Annotated in this window: 16 protein-coding genes; 6 read left to right on the forward strand and 10 right to left on the reverse strand. The window is 73.6% G+C overall.

Annotation, left to right across the window (positions count from 1 at the left end):
• Positions 1-10: 10 nt before the first annotated feature.
• Positions 11-778, reverse strand: coding sequence for an SDR family oxidoreductase (locus tag ACH4TG_RS12740; RefSeq protein ID WP_398242229.1), 768 nt, complete (start codon positions 776-778; stop codon positions 11-13).
• Between the two features lie 267 nt (positions 779-1045).
• Positions 1046-1810 (reverse strand): SDR family NAD(P)-dependent oxidoreductase, encoded by a 765-nt coding sequence (locus ACH4TG_RS12745; RefSeq protein WP_398242230.1) that lies wholly within the window; start codon positions 1808-1810, stop codon positions 1046-1048.
• Positions 1811-1985: 175 nt separating this feature from the next.
• Between ACH4TG_RS12745 and ACH4TG_RS12750 the strand changes: the two genes are divergently transcribed.
• The gene (locus ACH4TG_RS12750; RefSeq protein WP_398242599.1) at positions 1986-2285 is read left to right on the forward strand and encodes a hypothetical protein; all 300 of its coding nucleotides are present in this window, start codon (positions 1986-1988) and stop codon (positions 2283-2285) included.
• Positions 2286-2337: 52 nt separating this feature from the next.
• Here the strand turns inward: ACH4TG_RS12750 and ACH4TG_RS12755 are convergent, their stop codons facing one another.
• From ACH4TG_RS12755 to ACH4TG_RS12770, 4 genes are all read right to left on the reverse strand, one after another.
• Positions 2338-2973: a maleylpyruvate isomerase family mycothiol-dependent enzyme gene (locus ACH4TG_RS12755; RefSeq protein ID WP_398242231.1), complete on the reverse strand. Its 636-nt coding sequence runs from the start codon at positions 2971-2973 to the stop codon at positions 2338-2340.
• A 2-nt stretch (positions 2974-2975) separates the two neighbouring features.
• A complete protein-coding gene (locus ACH4TG_RS12760) occupies positions 2976-3410 on the reverse strand; it encodes an SRPBCC domain-containing protein (protein ID WP_398242232.1) in 435 nt (144 codons plus the stop codon).
• Positions 3407-3808 (reverse strand): ArsR/SmtB family transcription factor, encoded by a 402-nt coding sequence (locus ACH4TG_RS12765; protein WP_398242233.1) that lies wholly within the window; start codon positions 3806-3808, stop codon positions 3407-3409. The genes ACH4TG_RS12760 and ACH4TG_RS12765 overlap by 4 nt, the downstream gene beginning before the upstream one ends.
• Positions 3809-3938: 130 nt before the next feature.
• The gene (locus ACH4TG_RS12770) at positions 3939-4985 is read right to left on the reverse strand and encodes a LacI family DNA-binding transcriptional regulator (RefSeq protein ID WP_398242234.1); all 1047 of its coding nucleotides are present in this window, start codon (positions 4983-4985) and stop codon (positions 3939-3941) included.
• 406 nt (positions 4986-5391) lie between these two features.
• On the opposite strand from ACH4TG_RS12770, the gene ACH4TG_RS12775 reads away from it, so the two are divergent.
• A complete protein-coding gene (locus tag ACH4TG_RS12775) occupies positions 5392-7236 on the forward strand; it encodes a glycoside hydrolase family 15 protein (RefSeq protein WP_398242235.1) in 1845 nt (614 codons plus the stop codon).
• 415 nt (positions 7237-7651) lie between these two features.
• Entirely contained in the window at positions 7652-9823 is a 2172-nt protein-coding gene (locus ACH4TG_RS12780) for a SpoIIE family protein phosphatase (protein WP_398242236.1), read from the forward strand.
• A gap of 66 nt (positions 9824-9889) precedes the next feature.
• On the opposite strand, the gene ACH4TG_RS12785 is transcribed toward ACH4TG_RS12780, so the two are convergent.
• Together ACH4TG_RS12785 and ACH4TG_RS12790 are read right to left on the reverse strand one after the other, a co-directional pair.
• A complete protein-coding gene (locus ACH4TG_RS12785; RefSeq protein WP_398242237.1) occupies positions 9890-11074 on the reverse strand; it encodes a type III polyketide synthase in 1185 nt (394 codons plus the stop codon).
• A gap of 359 nt (positions 11075-11433) precedes the next feature.
• Positions 11434-12930 carry an MFS transporter gene (locus ACH4TG_RS12790; protein WP_398242238.1) on the reverse strand — a complete coding sequence of 499 codons (1497 nt, stop codon included), beginning with the start codon at positions 12928-12930 and terminating at the stop codon, positions 11434-11436.
• 174 nt (positions 12931-13104) lie between these two features.
• On the opposite strand from ACH4TG_RS12790, the gene ACH4TG_RS12795 reads away from it, so the two are divergent.
• From ACH4TG_RS12795 to ACH4TG_RS12805, 3 genes are all read left to right on the forward strand, one after another.
• Positions 13105-13476 carry a YciI family protein gene (locus ACH4TG_RS12795; protein ID WP_398242239.1) on the forward strand — a complete coding sequence of 124 codons (372 nt, stop codon included), beginning with the start codon at positions 13105-13107 and terminating at the stop codon, positions 13474-13476.
• A complete protein-coding gene (locus ACH4TG_RS12800) occupies positions 13473-14717 on the forward strand; it encodes an RNA polymerase sigma factor (protein WP_398242240.1) in 1245 nt (414 codons plus the stop codon). The genes ACH4TG_RS12795 and ACH4TG_RS12800 overlap by 4 nt, the downstream gene beginning before the upstream one ends.
• 282 nt (positions 14718-14999) lie before the next feature.
• Complete coding sequence (locus tag ACH4TG_RS12805) at positions 15000-16220, forward strand: 3,4-dihydroxy-2-butanone-4-phosphate synthase (RefSeq protein ID WP_398242241.1); 1221 nt, start codon at positions 15000-15002, stop codon at positions 16218-16220.
• Positions 16221-16321: 101 nt separating this feature from the next.
• Here ACH4TG_RS12805 and ACH4TG_RS12810 read toward each other — a convergent pair whose 3' ends face one another.
• Together ACH4TG_RS12810 and ACH4TG_RS12815 are read right to left on the reverse strand one after the other, a co-directional pair.
• The gene (locus ACH4TG_RS12810) at positions 16322-17665 is read right to left on the reverse strand and encodes a ricin-type beta-trefoil lectin domain protein (protein WP_398242242.1); all 1344 of its coding nucleotides are present in this window, start codon (positions 17663-17665) and stop codon (positions 16322-16324) included.
• 338 nt (positions 17666-18003) lie between these two features.
• Positions 18004-18774, reverse strand: coding sequence for a hypothetical protein (locus ACH4TG_RS12815; protein ID WP_398242243.1), 771 nt, complete (start codon positions 18772-18774; stop codon positions 18004-18006).
• Between the last annotated feature and the right edge of the window lie 24 nt (positions 18775-18798).

An 18798-nucleotide genomic window follows, 5' to 3' on the forward strand; every position in this document is an offset into this window, starting at 1 on the left:
CGCCCAACGCTCAGTCCCCGAGCAGCTGTTGGCCGCCGTCGATGTCGTACGTCGCGCCGGTGAGCGCGTCGTTGACCATCAGGTGCAGCGCGAGGGCGGCCACGTCCTCCGGCCCTACCACCCGGCCGATCGGCAGGGTCTTCCTCAACTGCTCGCGCCGGGCGTCGAGTCGGTCGCCGAGGAGGGCGGCCGACAGCGGCGTGTCCACGAAGCCGGGGGCGATCAGGTTGACCCGCACCGGGGCGATCTCCAGCGCCAGGTTGGCGGTCATCGCCGGCAGCGCCGCGGTGACGGCGCCGATCACGGCCATGCCGGGTGCGGGCCGCCGGCCCCCGGTGCCGCCGATGAACAGCACGGTCCCGCCCGGCCGGACCTTCTCGCGCGCCGCGCGCGCCGCCGCCAGCATCATCGCGATGCGCGCGCCGAAGTCGCGCGCGGCCTCGGTGACGTCGATCTCGTCCAGCGGCGTGTACGACGGACTGCCCGCCGTGACCAGCACGTGGTCGACCCGGCCGGGCAGTTCCCGCAAGTACCGTTCCAGGCGGCCGGCGTCCATGGCGTCGAACGCGGTGGTGCTCACCGCGTTCAGCTCGCGCCCGACCCGCTCCAGGCGGGCGGCGTTACGCGCCGCGAGCACCACGTCACCGCCTGCCGCGCGTACCTGTTTCGCGGTCTCCAGGCCGATTCCGGCACTGCCCCCGACCACCACGACCGTCTGTCCCGCGAGCGCACCGTCCGCCGCGGCGCCCGCCGGGTCGGCCGCGCCGGCCCCGCTCACCGCGTGTCACCACCTTGCACGCCGGGCTGCCGCCGGTCGCCGCGCTCGCCGGTCATGATCGCCTCCACAGTGCTCGGGCGTCCCCCCGCCAATTGTCATGCGCCCTCCCCGGCCTCGCCTCCCGGCGGGCCCGCCCGTCGCCACGCTGCCGTCCCGCGTTCTGGACGAGGTTCCGGCCCCTCGCCGGGACGACCGTCAACTGCGTGGGGAACAGGCACTCCTGACGACCCGGGAGGTCCGCTGCGGCTCCGGCCGAGGCGGGGGGCGTCACCAGGTCTGCTCGCTCGCACGCACCAGGATCTCGTTGACGGCCACCCTCCGGTCGCGCGTGACGACGTACGTCACGGCATCGGCGATGTCCTCGGGACGCAGCAGTTCCAGTCCCTCGACCTGCTGCGCGACCGCCTCCCGCACACCGTCGCGCAGGTGCGTGCCGAGTTCGGTGGCCACGGTGCCGGGCTCCACCACGCTCACCCGCACACGCCGGCCCATGACCTCCTGCCGCAACGCCTCGCTGAAGCCGTTCACGCCGAACTTGGTCAGGTTGTAGACGGCCGTCCCGGGCCGGGCCACCCGGCCGCCGGTGGAGCTGATGTTGACCAGGTCGGCCACCTGCCGCGGCGAGTCCTGCGCGGCGCGCAGCAGGTGCGGCAGCGCGGCGTGGGTGACGTGGAGCAGGCCCTGGACGTTGACCGCGAGCATGCGGTCCCATTCGTCGAGCGGCGCGTCCGCGACCGGGCCGACGCCCATGAAGCCCGCGTTGTTGACCAGGGTGTCCAGGCGTCCCAGTTCGGCCACGACGCGCTCGACGGCCGCGGCGGCCTGCTTGGGGTCGGCGATGTCGGCCTCGACGGCGAGGGCGGTGGCGCCGTCGGCCCGCATGCTGTCCGCGAGTGCGGCCAGCCGGCCGCGGCGGCGCGCGAGCAGCCCGACCGCCGCGCCCTCGGCGCCGAGGCTGCGGGCGGTGGCCTCCCCGATGCCGCTGCTGGCGCCGGTGACCAGCGCCACGGTTCCGTCGAGCCGTCCGGTCATGTCGTCCTCCAGGTGGTGTGCGGGGCCCAGCCGTCGCGGGTGGGCGTCGATCTGAAGTGCTTCCCGATCGGGCCCGCGCGGTCGCGCCGGAGCCCCCGCCTGCACTAATCTCCGATGCGGAACTGGTTGCGACGCGGCCCCCGAACTCGCCGCCTCACTGCCGCCGGACCAGGCACTGCGCACCTGGATGACCCGGTTTGTCGCCTGCATGACCACCAAGCACGGCATGGCCGACGCGCTCCGGGTCGTGCTCACCGACGGCAACGAGCGCCTGGAGACCCGCCGCAACCTCGCCGGGGTGGTGCGCCGGCTGCTCGCCGCGGCCGCCGCGGAGGGCGCCGTGCGACCGGGGGTGGAGGCGCCCGCGGTACTGATGGCGCTGGGCGGCATCAGCGTCACCGCCGAATCCGAGGGCCGGCCGGACCTCACGGCGCAGATGATCGACCTGCTCCTGCACGGCGTCCTGGCCGGCTGACCCGGCGAGGGGCGCGGACGCACGGGGTGGAGGGCTGCGAGACGACGGACCGTCAGCGGCGGGGCAGCGCCCGGCCGTCGGGCAGCGTGCGGCCGCCGAGCAGGGACACCAGCTCGGCCCTTCCGGCACGCACAGTCGTGCCGCTCCCCCAGCTCCAGTCGGCGTCGGTGGCTTCCAGGCGGACGCCGGTCAGGTCCAGCCCGAACCAGCCGCCCTCGGCGCCGGCGAGCAGGCCGAGGATCGCGTCGACCGCGCCGTCGGGGGCGACAGGGGGCCGGTCCAGGGCGATCGTGACGTCCAGCGAGTGGATGACGGCGTGGCTCAGCGCGCCCTCCGCGCCACCGCCCGGCGGCTGCCACGCGTGGAGGCCGGGTGCCCTCAGCTGCGCCAGCAGGTCGGCGGCCGGCAGCGCGGCGTCCCGCTCGGCCACGGCGTCGGAGAGCACGGTGAAGTCCCCGCCGGCCGCGGCCATCTCGGCCCCGAACCGCTCCGGCGTGAGCCGCACCGGCATGGTCACATGCGCCACCACATGGCGGACGAGCCACTTCTCGCACAGCGACGGGGCGTCCCAGACAGCGGCGGAGCCGGTGATCCCCGCGGGCTCCTGGGCCCGCGCGGTGGTCCCCGGGGCCAGCAGATCGGCGAGACCGGTGTACGTCGGGGCCACCCAGGTCTGCAGGTCGGTCATGATCAGTCTCCTTGCATCAGGGAGGCGAGGTGCTCCTCGAGCTTGTCGAGGGAGGTGAGGAAGCCCGCACGGGCTTCGGGCACGCGCATCGCCTCGGGCACGTGCCGCTGATGGATGACCACCTCGGTCCTGCCGTCGCCGAGGTCGTCGAGCGTGCTCGTGGTCCGCATGCCGCTCGCCGGCTCGGTCCAGGCGAGCCGCTCCGGCGGGACGACCTCGGTGAACACGGCCACCATGCGGTGGCTGCCGTGCTCGCCGGTCATCAGGGTCTCGAAGCGGCCGCCGGGCCGGAGTTCGACGACGATGCCGTCGACGGGGGTGGACATCCCGCGCGGACCCCAGAACCGCGCCAGCTCGGCCGGCTCGGTCAGGCAGCGCCACACCAGCTCGCGCGGAGCGCGGAAGGTCCGCCGGTAGACCAGCTCGTCCTCGCTCACCGCTCCGCCCCTCCCCTGCCGCGGCCCGCCCGCTGCGCGGGGTCCGGCTCCTGACCGGGGTCCTGCTCCTGCAGGCGCGCCAGGTGCGCCTCCAGCCGGTCCATCCGCTCCGCCCAGACGCGCCGGCTCTCCTCGATCCACGACACCGCGGCCTCCAGCACCGCCGGTTCGAGCCGGCAGGGCCGGGTCTGCCGGTAGCGGCCCCGGCTGATCAGCCCGGACTGCTCCAGCACCCGGATGTGCTGCGACACCGCCTGCATGCTCATCGCGTACGGCTCGGCCAGTTCCTTGACCGTCGCCTCACCCTCCGCCAGGCGCGCGAGTATGCCGCGCCTGGTCGGGTCGGCCAGCGACATGAAGACGGCGTCGAGCCGCCGCTCGTCCACGGGAGTGCTCATGGTCTTTAATCAAGCACTCACTTTATCAAGTGTCAACTGGAGGAAGCGCCGCCGGAACGGTCCGGGCGGGGCCTGACCGGCGGATTCGGGGCCCGGCAGCCGGCAGCGCGCCCGGCTCGCGGACGGGACCTCAGCGGGACGCGGCGGACGGCGGGGCAGTGGAGCCGCGCGGCACCAGGCTCGGGACCTGGGCGGCGTGGGACACGGCCTCCCGGTGAGCCATGACGTCGAAAAGCGTCGCGGTCACGTCCGCGCCGAACGAGAAGATGTCGTGCCGCATCGCCGACAGCATCGGCCGCGTCAGCTGGCAGAGCTGCGAGTCGTCCCAGGCCAGCAGCGACAGGTCACGGGGCACGGAGAGGCCGAACTCCGCGACGACGCCCAGCGCGGTGACCGCCATGAGGTCGTTGTCGAAGACGATCGCCGTCGGCCGCTCCGGCGAGAGGAGCAGGGAGCGGCAGGCCCGGCTGCCCTGGTCGGCGGAGAAGTCGGCGACCACCGTGCGTGCGGTCAGGCCGAGTTGGCGGGCGGTCTCGGCGAACGCCTCGGTGCGGATGGCGCTGTGGCCGAGTTCCGCGGGCCCGCTGACCCGGGCGATGCTGCGGTGGCCGAGGGCGGCCAGGTACCGCACGGCCTCCGCGGTCGCCGCGGCGTCGTCGGTCCACACCGAGGTGAACGGCCCGGCCAGGGAGGGGTGTCCGACCACGACGGCCGGCAGGCCGATCCCGGCCAGCGCCGGGATGCGCGGGTCGTCCACCCGCAGGTCGACGAGGATGGAGCCGTTGACCCGGTTGCCCTGCCACCATCCGCGCTGGACCTCGATCTCCTCCTCGGGCTCCACCAGGCGCAGCAGCAGCGAGCAGGAGTGCCGGGACAGCACGCTCTCGATCCCGGAGATGAACTCCATGTAGAAGGGTTCGAGTCCCAGCATCCGGGCCGGGCGGGCGATTGCCAGGCCGACGGTGTGCACCGAGCGCCCGGAGAGCGACTGCGCGGCCTGGTTCGGGCTCCAGCCCAGGTCGCGGGCCGCCTGGAGGATGCGCTCCCTGGTCCTGGCCGAGACGCCCGGCTTGCCGTGGACGGCGATGGTCACCGCCGAGGGCGACACCCCCGCCCGTTTGGCCACGTCCTTGATCGTGGCCTTGCGGCCCTCCCCAGACGCCGTCGTCCGAGCCACCAGGATGCCCACCTTCACGTCGATGCCGGGATTCCGGGCGCGGCCCGGGGGTAGAGCGCACGAGTACCCGCGAACCCACCCTTGGTGCGCCGCGAGCCCGGCGGCAGGCCGGACCGGTACGGCGCGCTCCACCCTATCCCCCACCTGACGTGCGGCACCACGGCCGCCCAGCCGTCAGCGCCTGCCGGCGCCGGTCGAGCCCGCGCGCCCGCCGATGTCACCCTCGAACGTTTTATGTCCGGCGGCGATCCACCCGAGCCATCGAGGCGCGGGGCGCCGCGTCCCGCTCCGATCATCCGCGCTCCCTGCACGTCCCTGCGGGCCGGGGACGCCTCCGGCCGAGGTTTTCCACCGTTATCCGCCCATCCACGCGATTTATGCGTTTTGGCTGCCTACAGTGGTCTGCATGGGGTCCTCAGGCGCGCCCGGCAGCGCGCGCGACGGCTGCCGCTACCTCCCGATCGCGGAGCACGGGCTGATCGGCGACCTGCGAACGGTCGCGCTGGTCGGCACGAACGGGACGATCGACTGGTACTGCTGCCCGCGGTTCGACTCCCCCAGCGTCTTCGGGGCGATCCTGGACGCCGAGCGCGGCGGCGCCTTCGAGCTGGCCGCGGAGGGCCCGGCGACGACGAAGCAGTTCTACTTCCCCGACACCAACGTCCTGATCACCCGCATCCTCACCGAGGAGGGGGTCAGCGAGATCCAGGACTTCATGCCGGTGACCACCGACGTGGGGCCGGCCGCGCAGGCGGTGGGGCACCGGCTGATCCGGCGGGTGCTGTGCGTGCGCGGGAGCATGTCCTTCCGGGCCGCGGTGGCGCCCCGCTTCGGCTACGGCACCGTCGAGCACACCGTCCACTCGATCGCCAACGGGGTGTGCTTCGAGTCCGCCGACCTGTCGCTGGCACTGACCTCCTCGGCGCGGCTGGAGCACGACGGCCGGGACGTGACCGCGCGGTTCACGCTCAGCCAGGGGCAGTCGACGATCTTCGTGCTGGACTGCCTCGACGGGCGGATCCCGCAGCCGATGTGCTCGATCGGCCAGGCCGAGGAGCTCGCCAACGGGACCGTGGCGTTCTGGCGGCACTGGATCGGCCAGTCCCGCTACCGCGGCCGCTGGCGCGAGATGGTGCACCGCTCGGCGCTCACCCTCAAGCTCCTCACGCACGCGCCGACCGGCGCGATGGTCGCCGCGCCGACCACCAGCCTGCCGGAGCGGATCGGCGGCACCCGCAACTGGGACTACCGCTACCTGTGGGTGCGGGACGCCGCGTTCTGCGTCTACGCGCTGCTGCGCCTGGGGTTCACCAGCGAGGCCGAGGCGTTCATGGGCTTCCTGACCGAGCGCGTCCAGCAGGGCACGGTGGGCCCCTCCGGGCCGCTGCAGATCATGTACGGCATCGACGGCCGCACCGACCTGCCCGAGCGGGAGCTCCGGCACCTGGAGGGGTACCGCGGCTCGGCCCCGGTCCGGGTCGGCAACGGCGCGGCCGAGCAGCTGCAACTGGACATCTACGGCGCGCTCATCGACTCGATCTACCTCTACGACAAGTGGGGCCGGCCGATCTCCAGCGACCACTGGGAGGCCGTGTGCGCCCTGGTCGACTGGGTGTGCCAGAACTGGGACACGCCGGACGAGGGCGTGTGGGAGACCCGGGGCGGCCGCCGCAACTTCCTGTACTCGCGCCTCATGTGCTGGGTGGCGATCGAGCGGGCGATGCGGATGGCGCGGCGGCGCGGCCTGCCCGCCGACGTCAACCGGTGGGGGCGCGAGCGGGACACGATCTACCACCGCATCATGGACAAGGGCTGGTCGGTGCAGCGCCAGGCGTTCGTGCAGCACGAGGACGACGACGTGCTGGACGCCGCGGTGCTGATGATGCCGATGACGAAGTTCATCGCGCCCACCGACCCCAAGTGGCTGTCCACCCTCGACGCGCTGACCGAGCAGCTCGTCTCCGACTCGCTGGTCCACCGCTACGACCCGCTCAGGAGCCGCGACGGCGTCGGCGGCGAGGAGGGCACCTTCTCGATCTGCTCGTTCTGGTACGTGGAGGCGCTGACCCGGGCCGGTCGGCTCGACGAAGCGCGGCTGGCCTTCGAGAAGATGCTCACCTACGCCAACCACCTCGGCCTGTACGCCGAGGAGATCAGCCACGCCGGTGAGCAACTCGGCAACTTCCCGCAGGCGTTCACCCACCTCGCCCTGATCAGCGCGGCCTTCAACCTCGACCGCGTACTGGGCTGAGCCCGGACCGGACCCGCGCGGCGAGCGGCAGCACCGGCTGCACGCGGCAAGCGCTCCGGCGTGCCACCGCCGGTCGCGCCGAGGGTGACGTCGATGTCACTCGGCGGACTGGCGTCCCGGTTGGCGGCCCGCCACGAGGAGATTCACCCGCTCGGCCCACACGCCGCGGACGGCCTCCGCGCCGGACGCCCGTGCCGTGGCCGGGACCGCCGCACCCCGGCCGGGCGGCCGCCGCCCGCACCGATCACCCTCCGCCACCGATCCCGGCCGTCGCGTGACCGGGCTCTTGTGGGCGAAGCGGACACCTGTGTTATTCAATAGGGGGTGCGGTAGGGATCTCGGGGCTTCATCGCACGATCTCGGGTATGCCTCCGGTCATGGACGCCGGGGTGGGCGAGTGAGGTGAGCGAGCCGCATGGACTCCACATCCTCCCCCTCGTCATCGTCGCCGTTCGACCTGGTCAGCCGCGCGTTGGGGGAGTACATCCCGCACAGCGGCCCGGCGGCGGCGGTCAGTGCTGCCGCCGCGCAGAGTGAGAGCGCCGCCCAGCCGCCGAGCGGCACCAGCCTGGTGGCCGGCGACCCGGAGCAGATCCTCGGCGCGGTCAACCTGGACCGGGACCTGAGGGTCACCCGCAGCAACCTGGAGGCCCCGGCCTTCGCGGGGATGACGGCCGAGCCCGGCAGGCTGTTCGCCGACCTGTTGCCCTCCGGCGACGTGCCCACGGTCACCAGGCGGCTGCGGCAGGTCCTGGAGACCGGGGAGGCGCACGTCGCCCGGGTCCAGCGGCTGCGGCGGGACGACGGGACGGAGCTCGTCGTCTCGATGAGCATCCTGCCGGCCGCGGGGCCGCAGGACGCGCTGACCGTCTCCCTGATCGCGATGGCCAAGCGGCTGCACCTGTACGCCTCCGAGACCGCGATCGGCACGTCGCTGGACATCGGCGAGACCGCCCAGTCCCTGGCGCAGTCGCTGATGGCCTGGGGAGACGTGGCCGCGGTGGACCTGGACTACGCCGTGTGGACGGGTGAGGCGGTCACCGAGCAGGCGCAGCAGCGCATCAGGCTGCGGCGGGCCGCCCTGGTGCCGGACCGGGCGTGGCCCGACGGGTACCTGACGCCGGGCGACAACCTGCCGGGCGAAGCGAGCCGCCTGCTGTCCCTGGCGGTCAGGCGCGGCGACGTCGCCCAGGCCGTCGTCATCCCCGACCGCGGGACCATCGAGCGCGTGCTGCGCGATCCGCGGCTGGTGCGCGCCCTGGTGCCCGGCGACCGCCCCGCGAGCGTGGCGTGCATACCGCTGGTCCTGGAGGGCCTGGACGGCGAGCCGCCGGTGGTGCTGGGCATGGCGGAGGTCTGGCGGCGGCCGGACCGCCCGTTCCAGGACGGCGAGCTGCTCGACCTGCAGGAGCTGGTGGCCAGGACCGCCCACCACGTCGACCTGGCCCGCCAGCACCAGCGCGAGCACGCCCAGGTGCTGGCGCTGCAGCGCCGGCTGCTGCCGCGGGCCGGCGGCGACACCATCGAGGTGGCCAGCGTCTACCAGCCCACCACGCCGGACAGCGCGGGCGTCGGCGGTGACTGGGTGAACAGCTTTCCGCTGCCGGGCGGCCGCACGGCGCTCGTCGTCGGCGACGTCGTCGGGCACGGCCTGGGAGCCGCGGCGGCCATGGGCCAGCTGAGCATGGAGGCGCGGGCGCTGCTGTCGGCGGGCCTGGGGCCCGAGGAGGTGCTGGAGCACCTGGACGAGACGGTCACGATCCTCGACGACACGGACTCGGGCCTGGCGGCCGGCTACAGCGCGCTGGGGTCGACCTGCTGCATCGCCGTCTACGATCCCGTCAGCCACCAGGTGGTGGTGTCCAGCGCGGGCCATCTGCCGCCGATCCTCGTCCTCCCCGACGGGACCGGCAGGCCGCTCAGCATTCCGGCCCACCCCGGCCTGGGGGCCGAGTTCGCCCTGCGGGAGCCGTTCGACGTGCACAGCTTCGACGCGCCTCCGGGCTCGCTCCTCGCCCTGTACACCGACGGCCTGGTGGAGGACCCGGCGGTGCCGATCGACGAGGGCATCGGGCGGCTGGCGGCCGCCGTGAGCAGGGTGCATCCCTGGGACGACCTGCCGCAGGCCGCCCGCGGCGTGGTCGCCGACCTCGCCCCGGAGAGCCTGCGCGACGACGTGACCCTGCTGCTGGCCCGGATGGCGGGCTGCCGCCGGCGGGACACCGCGGCCTGGCGGCTGCCGGCCCGCGACGACGCGGCGGTGCGGGCGCGGGCGCTGACCGCCGGGCTGCTGGAGCAGTGGGGCACCAGGGACGACACCCGGTACACCGCGATGCTGCTGGTCAGCGAGCTGGTCACCAACGCCGTCCGGTTCGCCACCGGGCCGGTCACGGTCCGGCTGATCCGGGCCGGCCACAGCCTGCTGTGCGAGGTGGGCGACACCGGCAACGGCCGGCCGCGGCTGGGCCGCGTCGGCCTGCTCGACGACCGGGGGCGCGGCCTGCAGGTGGTGCACCGGCTGACCACGCGCTGGGGCGTTCGGTGGACCGACACCGGAAAGGTCGTCTGGGCCGAGCTCGCCCGCTGACGCCGGGCCGGTCCGGGCCGGCACCGGGCGGCGTGGACGCGGTGCCGGCGGCGGGGTGGTGCGGCCTTAGAGCCACTCCCCCTCGATGGCGGTGGCCGTGAGTCCCGGGGCCGCCGCGTAGAGCACCGCGCGGCTGCCCGGCTTCTGGCCGGCGTCGTGGGCGCGCCGCAGGATGTCGAACACGGCCGCACCGCCGCGGTTGCCCGTGGTGTAGCTCTCGCGGCTGTACGTCAGGAGCCCTTCCGGCCACTCCTGCGGCATGGTCTGCTCCATGTACTCCAGCACGCGGGTGCCGCCGGGGTGCGCGAGCAGCAGGTCCGGGTGCCAGGGCTGGGCGTCGCCCGCGTGGCGGCCCTGGAGCCACTCCCACATCGCGCCGACGGTGTCCTGTACGGCCCGCGGCCCGCGGCGGTCCATCACGAAGTGCGTGCCGTCGGCACGGGTCTCCAGCCGGTGCAGGTCGCGGGTGCCGGGCAGGGTGTGGTTCCAGGACGCGTCCAGCCGCAGCACGGACTCCGGCCGGGGGCGGCCCGTGACCACCGCGGCGACCGCGGTGTCGGCGAACAGCAGCCGGACGATCAGGGACTCCAGGGTGTCGTCGGCGGGCTGGTAGGTGGTGCTCAGCGCCTCGGAGATCACGACCAGGACCACCCGGTCGGGGTCGGCGGCCACCAGGTCGGCGGCCAGCGCGAGGGAGCGGGTGCCCGCTATGCACGCCCACTGCGTGGCGGGCAGCAGCAGCGTGTCCTCGCGCAGGGCGAGCCGGTTGGCCAGGGAGACGTCCAGCCCAGGCAGGGCGGGGGTGGTGGAGTGGCTGGTGATCAGGCAGTCCACGTCGGAGGCGTCCAGCCCGGCGATCTGCAGGGCGCCGCGCGCCGCGCGCTCGCCGTAGGCCTGCACGGCCTCCCAGGCGGGGGCGGTGCGCTCCTGGACCGTCTGCGGGGCCGGGATCGCCTCGAGGGCGGCGATCACGCGCTCCGCGTCCTGCTCGGTGAAGCCGTCGCGGGCCAGTGCCGCGCGGGCCCGGTCGGCGGCCTGCGGCGTCAGGGTGCTGCCGGCGCCGGGGGCCACGGCGTCCTCCAGCGGCACCATCCACCCGCGGGTGTCGATGCCGGTGCTGGCCGCGATGCTGTCGATCCGGGGCAGCCAGGGCACGTCCGGCAGGCGGTCGCGCACCTCCGCCACGATCTGGCTCGTCTCCACGGAGTGCTCGCCGTGGATCACCGCAGGGGGGCACAGGTAAGCGGCCACGATTCGTACCTTTCTACGCAGAACTGGAAGGATGCCCGAACAGTATGAGATAGGTCACTTCATCCGTTCATGGTCAAGTAAGTGACATTGAGCATGAGTTCGGACTTACGCTGGCAATTCGGATCATATGGGCCGACACGAAGCTCGCGCAGTGACGGAGGCCACGCCGAAGGCCACGAAAGGGCCAAAGTGACCGAGCACACACCAGATGCGACATGACGGCACGTCGGCTGACGCCACGTCAGACGGCCCGCTCTCGCACACCGGGCGAGAGCGGGCCATCTGTTCAGGCATATTCCAGTGGCACAGTCCAGTGGATGTGACGCCGTGTCAGCCCGGTCCTCGCCGGGCCCGCGGGGTCAGGAGCGCGTCGTCTCGTACTCGGGGACCGGGGCCGCGGCGGGGCGGGGGGCCGGGCGGCTCAGGACCAGGGTCAGCACGGCCAGGAAGGCGAAGATGGCGGCGGCCACGGCGCCGGTGACGTGCAGGGCGGCGGTGAAGGCGGCCCGAGCGGTGCGGAGCACTTCCGCGCCCTGGCCGGCGGGAAGGCGGTGGCCGGCCGCGACCGCTCCGGCCAGGGAGTCGGAGGTACCGTGCGTCCGGCTGCGGTAGACCACGGCGGCCAGCACGCCCAGCAGCGCGAAGCCGAGCGAGCCGCCGAAGTAGTTGCCGGTCTCGGACATCGACGCCGCCGAGCCGGCCCTCTCCGGCGGCACCGACCCGACGACCAGCCCGGTCCCCAGGGCGAACAGCGGGCCGGTGCCCAGCGCGAGGACGGTGATCCCGCTGATCACCAGGGGCAGCGCGTGCGCCCCGCCCGCGAAGGACAGCAGCAGGCCGCCCACCGCGGACAGCGCCAGGCCGCCGGCGATCGCGGTCGTCTGCCGCATCCGCCCGGCCAGCGAAGGAGCGGCCAGGGTGCCGGCGGCCACGCCCAGTCCCATGGGCGCGAACAGCACGGCGGACGCGGCCGGCGAGTGCCCGAGCACGTCCTGCAGGTACTGCGTCACCAGCAGGCCCGTGCCGGCCATGGCCATGCCGGCGAGGACCAGCCCGACGAGCACGGCGGTGAGCGGTCGGCTGCGCAGCAGCCGCAGGTCCAGCAGGGGCGCCTCCAGCCGCAGCTGCCGGCGGACGAACAGCACGCCGACGCCGGCGCCCGCCGCAAGCGCGATCCCCGGCGCCGCCGGCGCGCTCCCGACCGCCAGCTGCTTGATGCCGTAGATCACCGGCAGCACCGCCGCCAGCGACAGCGCGACGCTCGCCGGGTCCAGCCGGCCGGCCCGCTCGCTGCGGGACTCCGGCAGCAGCACCGGCCCGGCGACGAGCAGCAGCACCATCGCCGGCACCGAGACCAGGAACACCGATCCCCACCAGAAGTACTGCAGCAGGACCCCGGCGAGCACGGGGCCGAGCGCACCGCCGACGAACTGGCACGTCGCCCAGATCGCGATCGCCCTGCCGCGCCGCCGGTCGTCACTGAACAGCCCGGTGATCAGCGCGAGGGTCGAGGGAGCCAGCGTCGCGCCGGCGACGCCCAGCAGGGCCCGGGTGACGATCAGCATCAGCGGGTCGACCGCGAACGCGGCCACCACCGACAGCACCGCGAACGCGCCCGCACCGGTCATCAGCAGCCGGCGCCGGCCGATCCGGTCGCCGAGCGTTCCCATCGTGATGACCAGGCCGGCCACCGTGAAGCCGTAGCCGTCGCTGATCCACAACTGCTCGACGTCGCTCGCCCCCAGGTCGGCGCTCAGCCGCGGGAGCGCGAGCAGCAGCGCCGTGGTGTCCAGTGCGACGAGGAAGGTCGGCAGCATGAGGAGGCCCAGCCCCAGCCACGCCCGGTTGACTCGCATGTCCGCAACTCCTTGTGTTCTCGATGTCCTGCCCGGTGGTCGGAGCGGCGGAGCGGTTCTTGACACCGGATCCGTGCGAGATTTCTCCGCGGACGGTGTCAAGACCGCGGCGCCGGCGCCGACCAAGGGGTGACGGGCCCCCGCCGGGGGTTCGCGGACCACGAGGAGAACGCCATGAAGTTCCTGATCAGCCTGCACATCAACCCGGCCGTGCTGGACGCGCTGACCGACGAGGAGAAAGCCGCCCTCGGCGAGGGCCACGGCCGGTTCATCCAGGCGCTGAAGGAGTCCGGGGAGCTGATCACCACGCAGGCCCTCGCCGACCCGTCGCAGGCCGCCGTGGTGACCGTGCGCAACGGCCAGCCGGTGGTGACCGACGGCCCGTTCCTGGAGGCCAAGGAGCACCTGGGCGGCTTCTACCTGCTGGACTGCGAGGACCGGGCGCGGGCGATCGAGCTGGCCGGGCAGATCCCGGACGCCGCGATCGAGGGCCTGGGCGTCGAGGTGCGGCAGGTGATGTTCGCCGACGGACAATTGGAGGCATGACTCCACCGCACATCGAGGACCTGCTGCGCACCCTGGCCCCGCAGGTCCTCGGTGCGCTGGTCCGGCGCCACGGCTCCTTCGAGGACTGCGAGGACGCGGTGCAGGAGGCGGTGCTCGCCGCCAGCGTGCAGTGGCCGGCCGAGGGGCTGCCGGACCATCCGCGCGGCTGGCTGACGACCGTCGCCTCGCGCCGGCTCATCGACCAGATGCGCAGCGACCGGGCCCGCCGGGAGCGGGAGTCGGCGACCGCCGCGGAGCAGCCTCCCGCCGAGGTGCCGGGCACCGACGACACGCTCGTGCTGCTGTTCCTGTGCTGCCATCCGACGCTGACCGCGGCCTCGCAGACCGCCCTGACGCTGCGGGCGGTCGGCGGCCTGACCACGGCCGAGATCGCCCGCGCGTTCCTGGTGCCGGAGGCCACGATGGCGGCCAGGATCAGCCGGGCCAAGCAGCGCGTCAAAGCGGCCGGCAGCACGTTCGCCCTGCCGGAGGGCGCGGAACTCGACGCGCGCCTGCAGGTCGTCCTCCAGGTGCTCTACCTGATCTTCAACGAGGGCTACACCGCCTCGTCGGGCAGCGCGCTGCACCGCGCCGACCTGGCGCGCGAGGCGATCCGGCTGACCCGGACGGTGCACGCCCAACTGCCGGACGACGACGAGGTGTCGGGCCTGCTGGCGCTGATGCTGCTCACCCATGCCCGCCGCGCGGCGCGCACGACGGCGGCGGGCGACCTCGTCCCCTTGGAGGAGCAGGACCGCACCTTGTGGGACCGCGCGCTGATCGACGAGGGCACCGACCTGGTCAAGGCGTCGCTGGCCGGACCGGCACTGGGGCCGTACCAGTTGCAGGCCGCCATCGCCGCGACGCACGCCGACGCTGCCACGGCCGCGGAGACCGACTGGCGTCAAGTGCACGCCCTTTACCTGATCCTGGAGCGGATCGCGCCCAACCCGATGGTCACCCTCAATCGGGCGATCGCCCTGTCCGAGGCCGAGGGCCCGCGGGCCGGACTGGCCCTGCTGGCCACCCTCGACGGTGACGAACGGATCGCCGGCCACCACCGGTTGCTGTCGGCGCGGGCCCATCTGCTGGAGAAGACCGGCGACTTCGGCGAGGCGTACGCCTGCTACCGGCGTGCCGCGAAGGGCACCGCGAGCCTGGCCGAGCAGCGTTATCTGGAGACCCGCGCGGGCCGGGTGGCCCGGCTCGGCCCCGAGACGCCGCACGGGCGGCAGCCGTGAGAACGATGCGTGCCTCGCGCCCCGCGCCGGCCTGATTCCCCGGCCGTCCGGGCAGCGGGCCGGCGCGTCCCCGCTTGATCCCGCGACGCGCCGCGTGCTAGAAGGGGGCCGGTGCGATTCCAAGGTGCGGCGGTGAAAGCCCGCCGGTTCCGCTGGTGGCAGCGGGACGACCCGGTGTGATTCCGGGGCCACGCGGTGACACCCCGCCACCTCTCGGGCCCGACGGGCCCCTGCGTTCTTGGTGCGGCCGGGCCGTCCGGCCGCCGTCGAGAGGTGGTTGACGTGTTCACCGGACACATCCAGGAGATCGGCACCGTCGTCGAGGCAGGCGGGGACCGGTTCGCGATCCGCGCTCCCCGGGCCGCCGCCCGGACGCCGGGCACCGTCTGCGTGAACGGCGTGGGACTGGCCGTCGCGCCGGCCTCCGCGGCCGAGGGGGTGCTGGCCGCGTGCGTGTCCGCGGACACCCGCCGCAGGTCGACGCTCGGCCTGCTGCAGGCCGGGGCGCGGGTCAACGTCGAGGCGCCGCTCCGGCTCGGCGACCCCGGCGGCGGGCACCTGGTGCAGGGCGACGTCGAGGCCGTGGGCAAGGTGGTGCGGATCGACGACGTCGGGGTCACCCGGCGGATGTGGATCAAGCCGCCCGAGCGGTTCACCGCGCTGATCACCGCGAAGGCCCAGATCGCCGTCGACGGGGTCAGCCTGACCGTCGCCGAGGTGGCCCGCGACCGGTTCGCCGTGGCGCTCGTCCCGCTGACCCTGCAGGCCACCACGCTGGCGGAGCTGGCCGTCGGGGACCGGGTGAACCTCGAACCCGACCTGGTGACACGGCTGATGCGGCGCTGGCCCTGCGACGCGGGGAAGGCTGTGGCCGAGGTGGTCGCGGCGCTGCCGTGGGCCGGCCGGGTCACCGGCGCACGCGGGGTGCAGCAGGCGGTCGCCCAACTGGCCGCCGGCGGCGCCGTGGTGGTCTGGGACCCGGACCGGGAGTGCGAGGGCGACGTGGTGTTCGCGGGGGCCAGGCTGCGGCCGGAGGCGTTCACCTTCCTGCTCACCCAGGTGTGCGGCCATCCGACGGTGCCCTGCGCGCCGGAGGTCCTGGAACGCCTGGAACTCGGCCCCGTTCCCGGGCCGGGCGACCGGCACGGCACCCGGCCGCACATCCCGGTCGACCTGGCTGCGGCCACCGGCACCGGCGTGTCGGCAGCCGAACGTGCGGCCACCGTACGGCGGTTGGCGCATCCCGACGCCCGCCCTGACGACTTCCTGCGCCCCGGGCACGTCTTCCCGCTGGCGGCCCGCCCCGGCGGGCTCGCCGAGCGGGCGGGCCACACCGAGGCCACGGTCGCGCTGTGCGCGGCGGCCGGGCTGCCGCCGGTCGGCGTGTGCTGCGAGGTGATGAACCAGGACGGCACCATGGCCGTGGCCGCGGACCTGGAGGTCGCCGCGCTGCGCTGGGGTCTGCCGCTGCTGGACATCGCCGACCTCACTGCGCACCTGTAACGCCGGACCGGACACGCTTCACGGAACCGCCGGCCGAGCGGTGGCCGGAAGCGTTTCCGGTGGCCCGTGGCGCCCGGTCGGGCTGCCACGGGCCGCGATCGTCAACTCGGGATGCTCCACTGCTGGTTGGCGCTGTCGAAGCAGGTCCAGATCTGCAGGCGCGTGCCGTTGGCGGAGCTGGGACCGGTGGCGTCGAGGCACTTGCCGGAAGTCGGGTTGACCAGCTCGCCGTTGGACTGGTGCTGCCACACCTGCGCGCCGGTGCCGTTGCAGTCGTACAGCTGCACCTGGGTGCCGTCGGCGGTGCCGGCCGCGGTGATGTCCATGCACTTGCCGAGGGCCTTCAGGGTGCCGTCGGACCCGACGGTCCACTGCTGGGCCCCGGTGCCGTTGCAGTCGTACAGCTGCACGGCGGTCCCGTTGGCGCTGCTGGCACCGGCCACGTCCACGCACTTGCCGCCGTAGCCGGTTATCTGGCCGGTCTTGCCGGTACCGCCACCGCCGGTGCTGCCGGTGGTGAGCTGGTTGAAGATCCGGGAGTAGGCGTAGCCCGTGGGCTTGTCGTAGGAGTCGACCTCCCAGAAGGCCAGCTCCTGCACGCCGTTGGAGGCGGCGAATCCCTCCAGCGACTGGGCGTCGGACTGCGAGAAGTACTCGTTGTCGTCGTTCTGGCCCGCGATCGTGGTCAGGCCGATCCGGTTGTACGCGGCCGAGGTGGAGATGCCGTAGAGGCCGGCGAGCTGGCTCGCGGTGCCGCGGGCGGCGGACTCGGCGTCGGCCAGCGCGTTCTGGCCGTCCCCGAAGTCCATGGTCATGATGTTGACCGCGCTGACGTCGACGCCCTTGCTCTTGGCGTCGCTGAGCACCCCGTACTCCTGCGAGGGCAGGCCGCCGGGGTCGACCGCGAGCGTGTACGCCACCTGGACCGACGGGTTCTGCGCCTGGAGTGCGGCGAGCGCCTGGTTGCGGCGCTGGTTGGCGGCGCTGTCGCCCAGGGTGCCGCCCTCGATGTCGAAGTCGAGCCGGGTGATCCCGTAGGTGTTGACGATGTTGGCGTAGGCGGCGGTGAGCGAGGACACCGACGTGCAGGTCTGGGCGAGTTCGCCGCCCTCCGCACCGCCGAAGGAGATGATCGCGGTGCCGCCGGCCGCCTTGAGCGCGTTGATCTGCGAGGCGTACGCGCCGATGCCGTCGCCGCTGGCCTCCCACTGCGCGGTGCAGCCGGACTTCGGGATGAGGAAGGCGAGCGTGTAGTACTTCAGGCCGGTGGCGTTCATGTCGGCCGCCATGTCGTTGGCGGTGTTGCCGTCGATCTGCAGGTAGGGGGCCGCGAAGTGGGCGGGAAGTCCGGTGGCGGCGTGGGCCTGGCCCGCGGTGCCGAGGCAGGCGGCCGCGAGGGCGACGGCCGTCGTGGCGACAGGGGCTATGCCGTTTCTGAAACGCATGGGGGCTCCGTGTGAGGCCGGTGAAGTGGGGGGTGTTTCAGCTGGCCGAGCAGAGCGGAGTCTGCGCGCGTTCATGACATGCCGTCAAGACAAGGGACAGGAAACCTTCCTGATGGATCTTGGCGACCATCACCAGGGGTTCCGTACCCCGGCCCTGACCCGCGCGTTCGCAACTTGGAGACGGATTCAGCCAATCAGCGGGACAGGGTCCCCCTGACTGCAGAAGGTAAAGGTCCGGTCAGCCCAGCGGGGCCGCTGTGCCTCGCACGGCCTGTTTCAGAAACGCTCCGCCGTCCGGGGCCGGGGACGCACCACCGTGCGGGCCGGGCCGCACGGCATCAGGCGTCGAACCAGCTCCAGGGGAACGGGTACTCGCCCAGCGGCATCAGCGTCTGCCGGTCGAGCGTGCCGAAGGCGGCCACGGCTTCGTCGCCGTCGGCGTTGATCAGGGCCAGCAGTCCGGGGGCGACGTAGATGCTCTCTGAGGTGAACATGGGCAGGAACGGGCTGAGCGGGACGGGCCGCAGGACGTCCCGCAGCGGTGCGAGGCGGGATGTCGGCATCACCTTGGTCCACGCCTTGAAGGGCGCGGCCTGCTGGGTCTGGTAGAGGACGTACTGCAGCAGGAACCGGCTCAGCGGCTCCCGCTCCACGACCACCTCCGCGTCCGTGTCCGCGGTGGGCCGGTGGGGATCGAAGGTCATCCATACGGCCGGGTCGGCCTCGTGCGTGCCGTCCGCCGGCCACGGCACGGACCAGTCCCAGGAGCTCTGGGAATCCCCCGCGAAGACCAGCCGCTCACCGAGCGGCCCCGCGGCGCGCCGGGGCAGCCGTTCGAGGGGGGCGTGGAAACCGTGGAGCGCCGGACGCAGGCGGGTCAGGCGGTACAAGGCGCCGAGGGCCTCCGGCATCCCGCCGGAACCGTCGTCCGGGCTTTCCGCCCCGCCCCACACGTCCTCCTGGTCCTCCTCCCCGTCCGGGGCGGGGTACCAGCCGAGGACGAAGGCCGCGAGCGCCCGGATCGGATCGGAGTCCACGAGCGCCACCCACTCCGTACCGGGGAGCGGAACGCGGGCGTCGTCGAGCGGCTGAGCAGGCACGATGGTCACAGCGGCATCGTCGCAGACGGCCCG

Origin of the sequence: Streptomyces sp. NPDC020917 (assembly GCF_044333795.1) — a bacterium.
Classification (GTDB): domain Bacteria; phylum Actinomycetota; class Actinomycetes; order Streptomycetales; family Streptomycetaceae; genus Actinacidiphila.

Excerpts from the sequence above, each read along its gene's own strand:
- ACH4TG_RS12745 (WP_398242230.1), bottom strand. The coding sequence starts at position 1,810 with ATGACCGGACGGCTCGACGGAACCGTGGCGCTGGTCACCGGCGCCAGC.
- ACH4TG_RS12755 (WP_398242231.1), bottom strand. The coding sequence starts at position 2,973 with ATGACCGACCTGCAGACCTGGGTGGCCCCGACGTACACCGGTCTCGCC.
- ACH4TG_RS12765 (WP_398242233.1), bottom strand. The coding sequence starts at position 3,808 with ATGAGCACTCCCGTGGACGAGCGGCGGCTCGACGCCGTCTTCATGTCG.
- ACH4TG_RS12775 (WP_398242235.1), top strand. The coding sequence starts at position 5,392 with ATGGGGTCCTCAGGCGCGCCCGGCAGCGCGCGCGACGGCTGCCGCTAC.
- ACH4TG_RS12780 (WP_398242236.1), top strand. The coding sequence starts at position 7,652 with ATGGACTCCACATCCTCCCCCTCGTCATCGTCGCCGTTCGACCTGGTC.
- ACH4TG_RS12790 (WP_398242238.1), bottom strand. The coding sequence starts at position 12,930 with ATGCGAGTCAACCGGGCGTGGCTGGGGCTGGGCCTCCTCATGCTGCCG.
- ACH4TG_RS12795 (WP_398242239.1), top strand. The coding sequence starts at position 13,105 with ATGAAGTTCCTGATCAGCCTGCACATCAACCCGGCCGTGCTGGACGCG.
- ACH4TG_RS12800 (WP_398242240.1), top strand. The coding sequence starts at position 13,473 with ATGACTCCACCGCACATCGAGGACCTGCTGCGCACCCTGGCCCCGCAG.
- ACH4TG_RS12810 (WP_398242242.1), bottom strand. The coding sequence starts at position 17,665 with ATGCGTTTCAGAAACGGCATAGCCCCTGTCGCCACGACGGCCGTCGCC.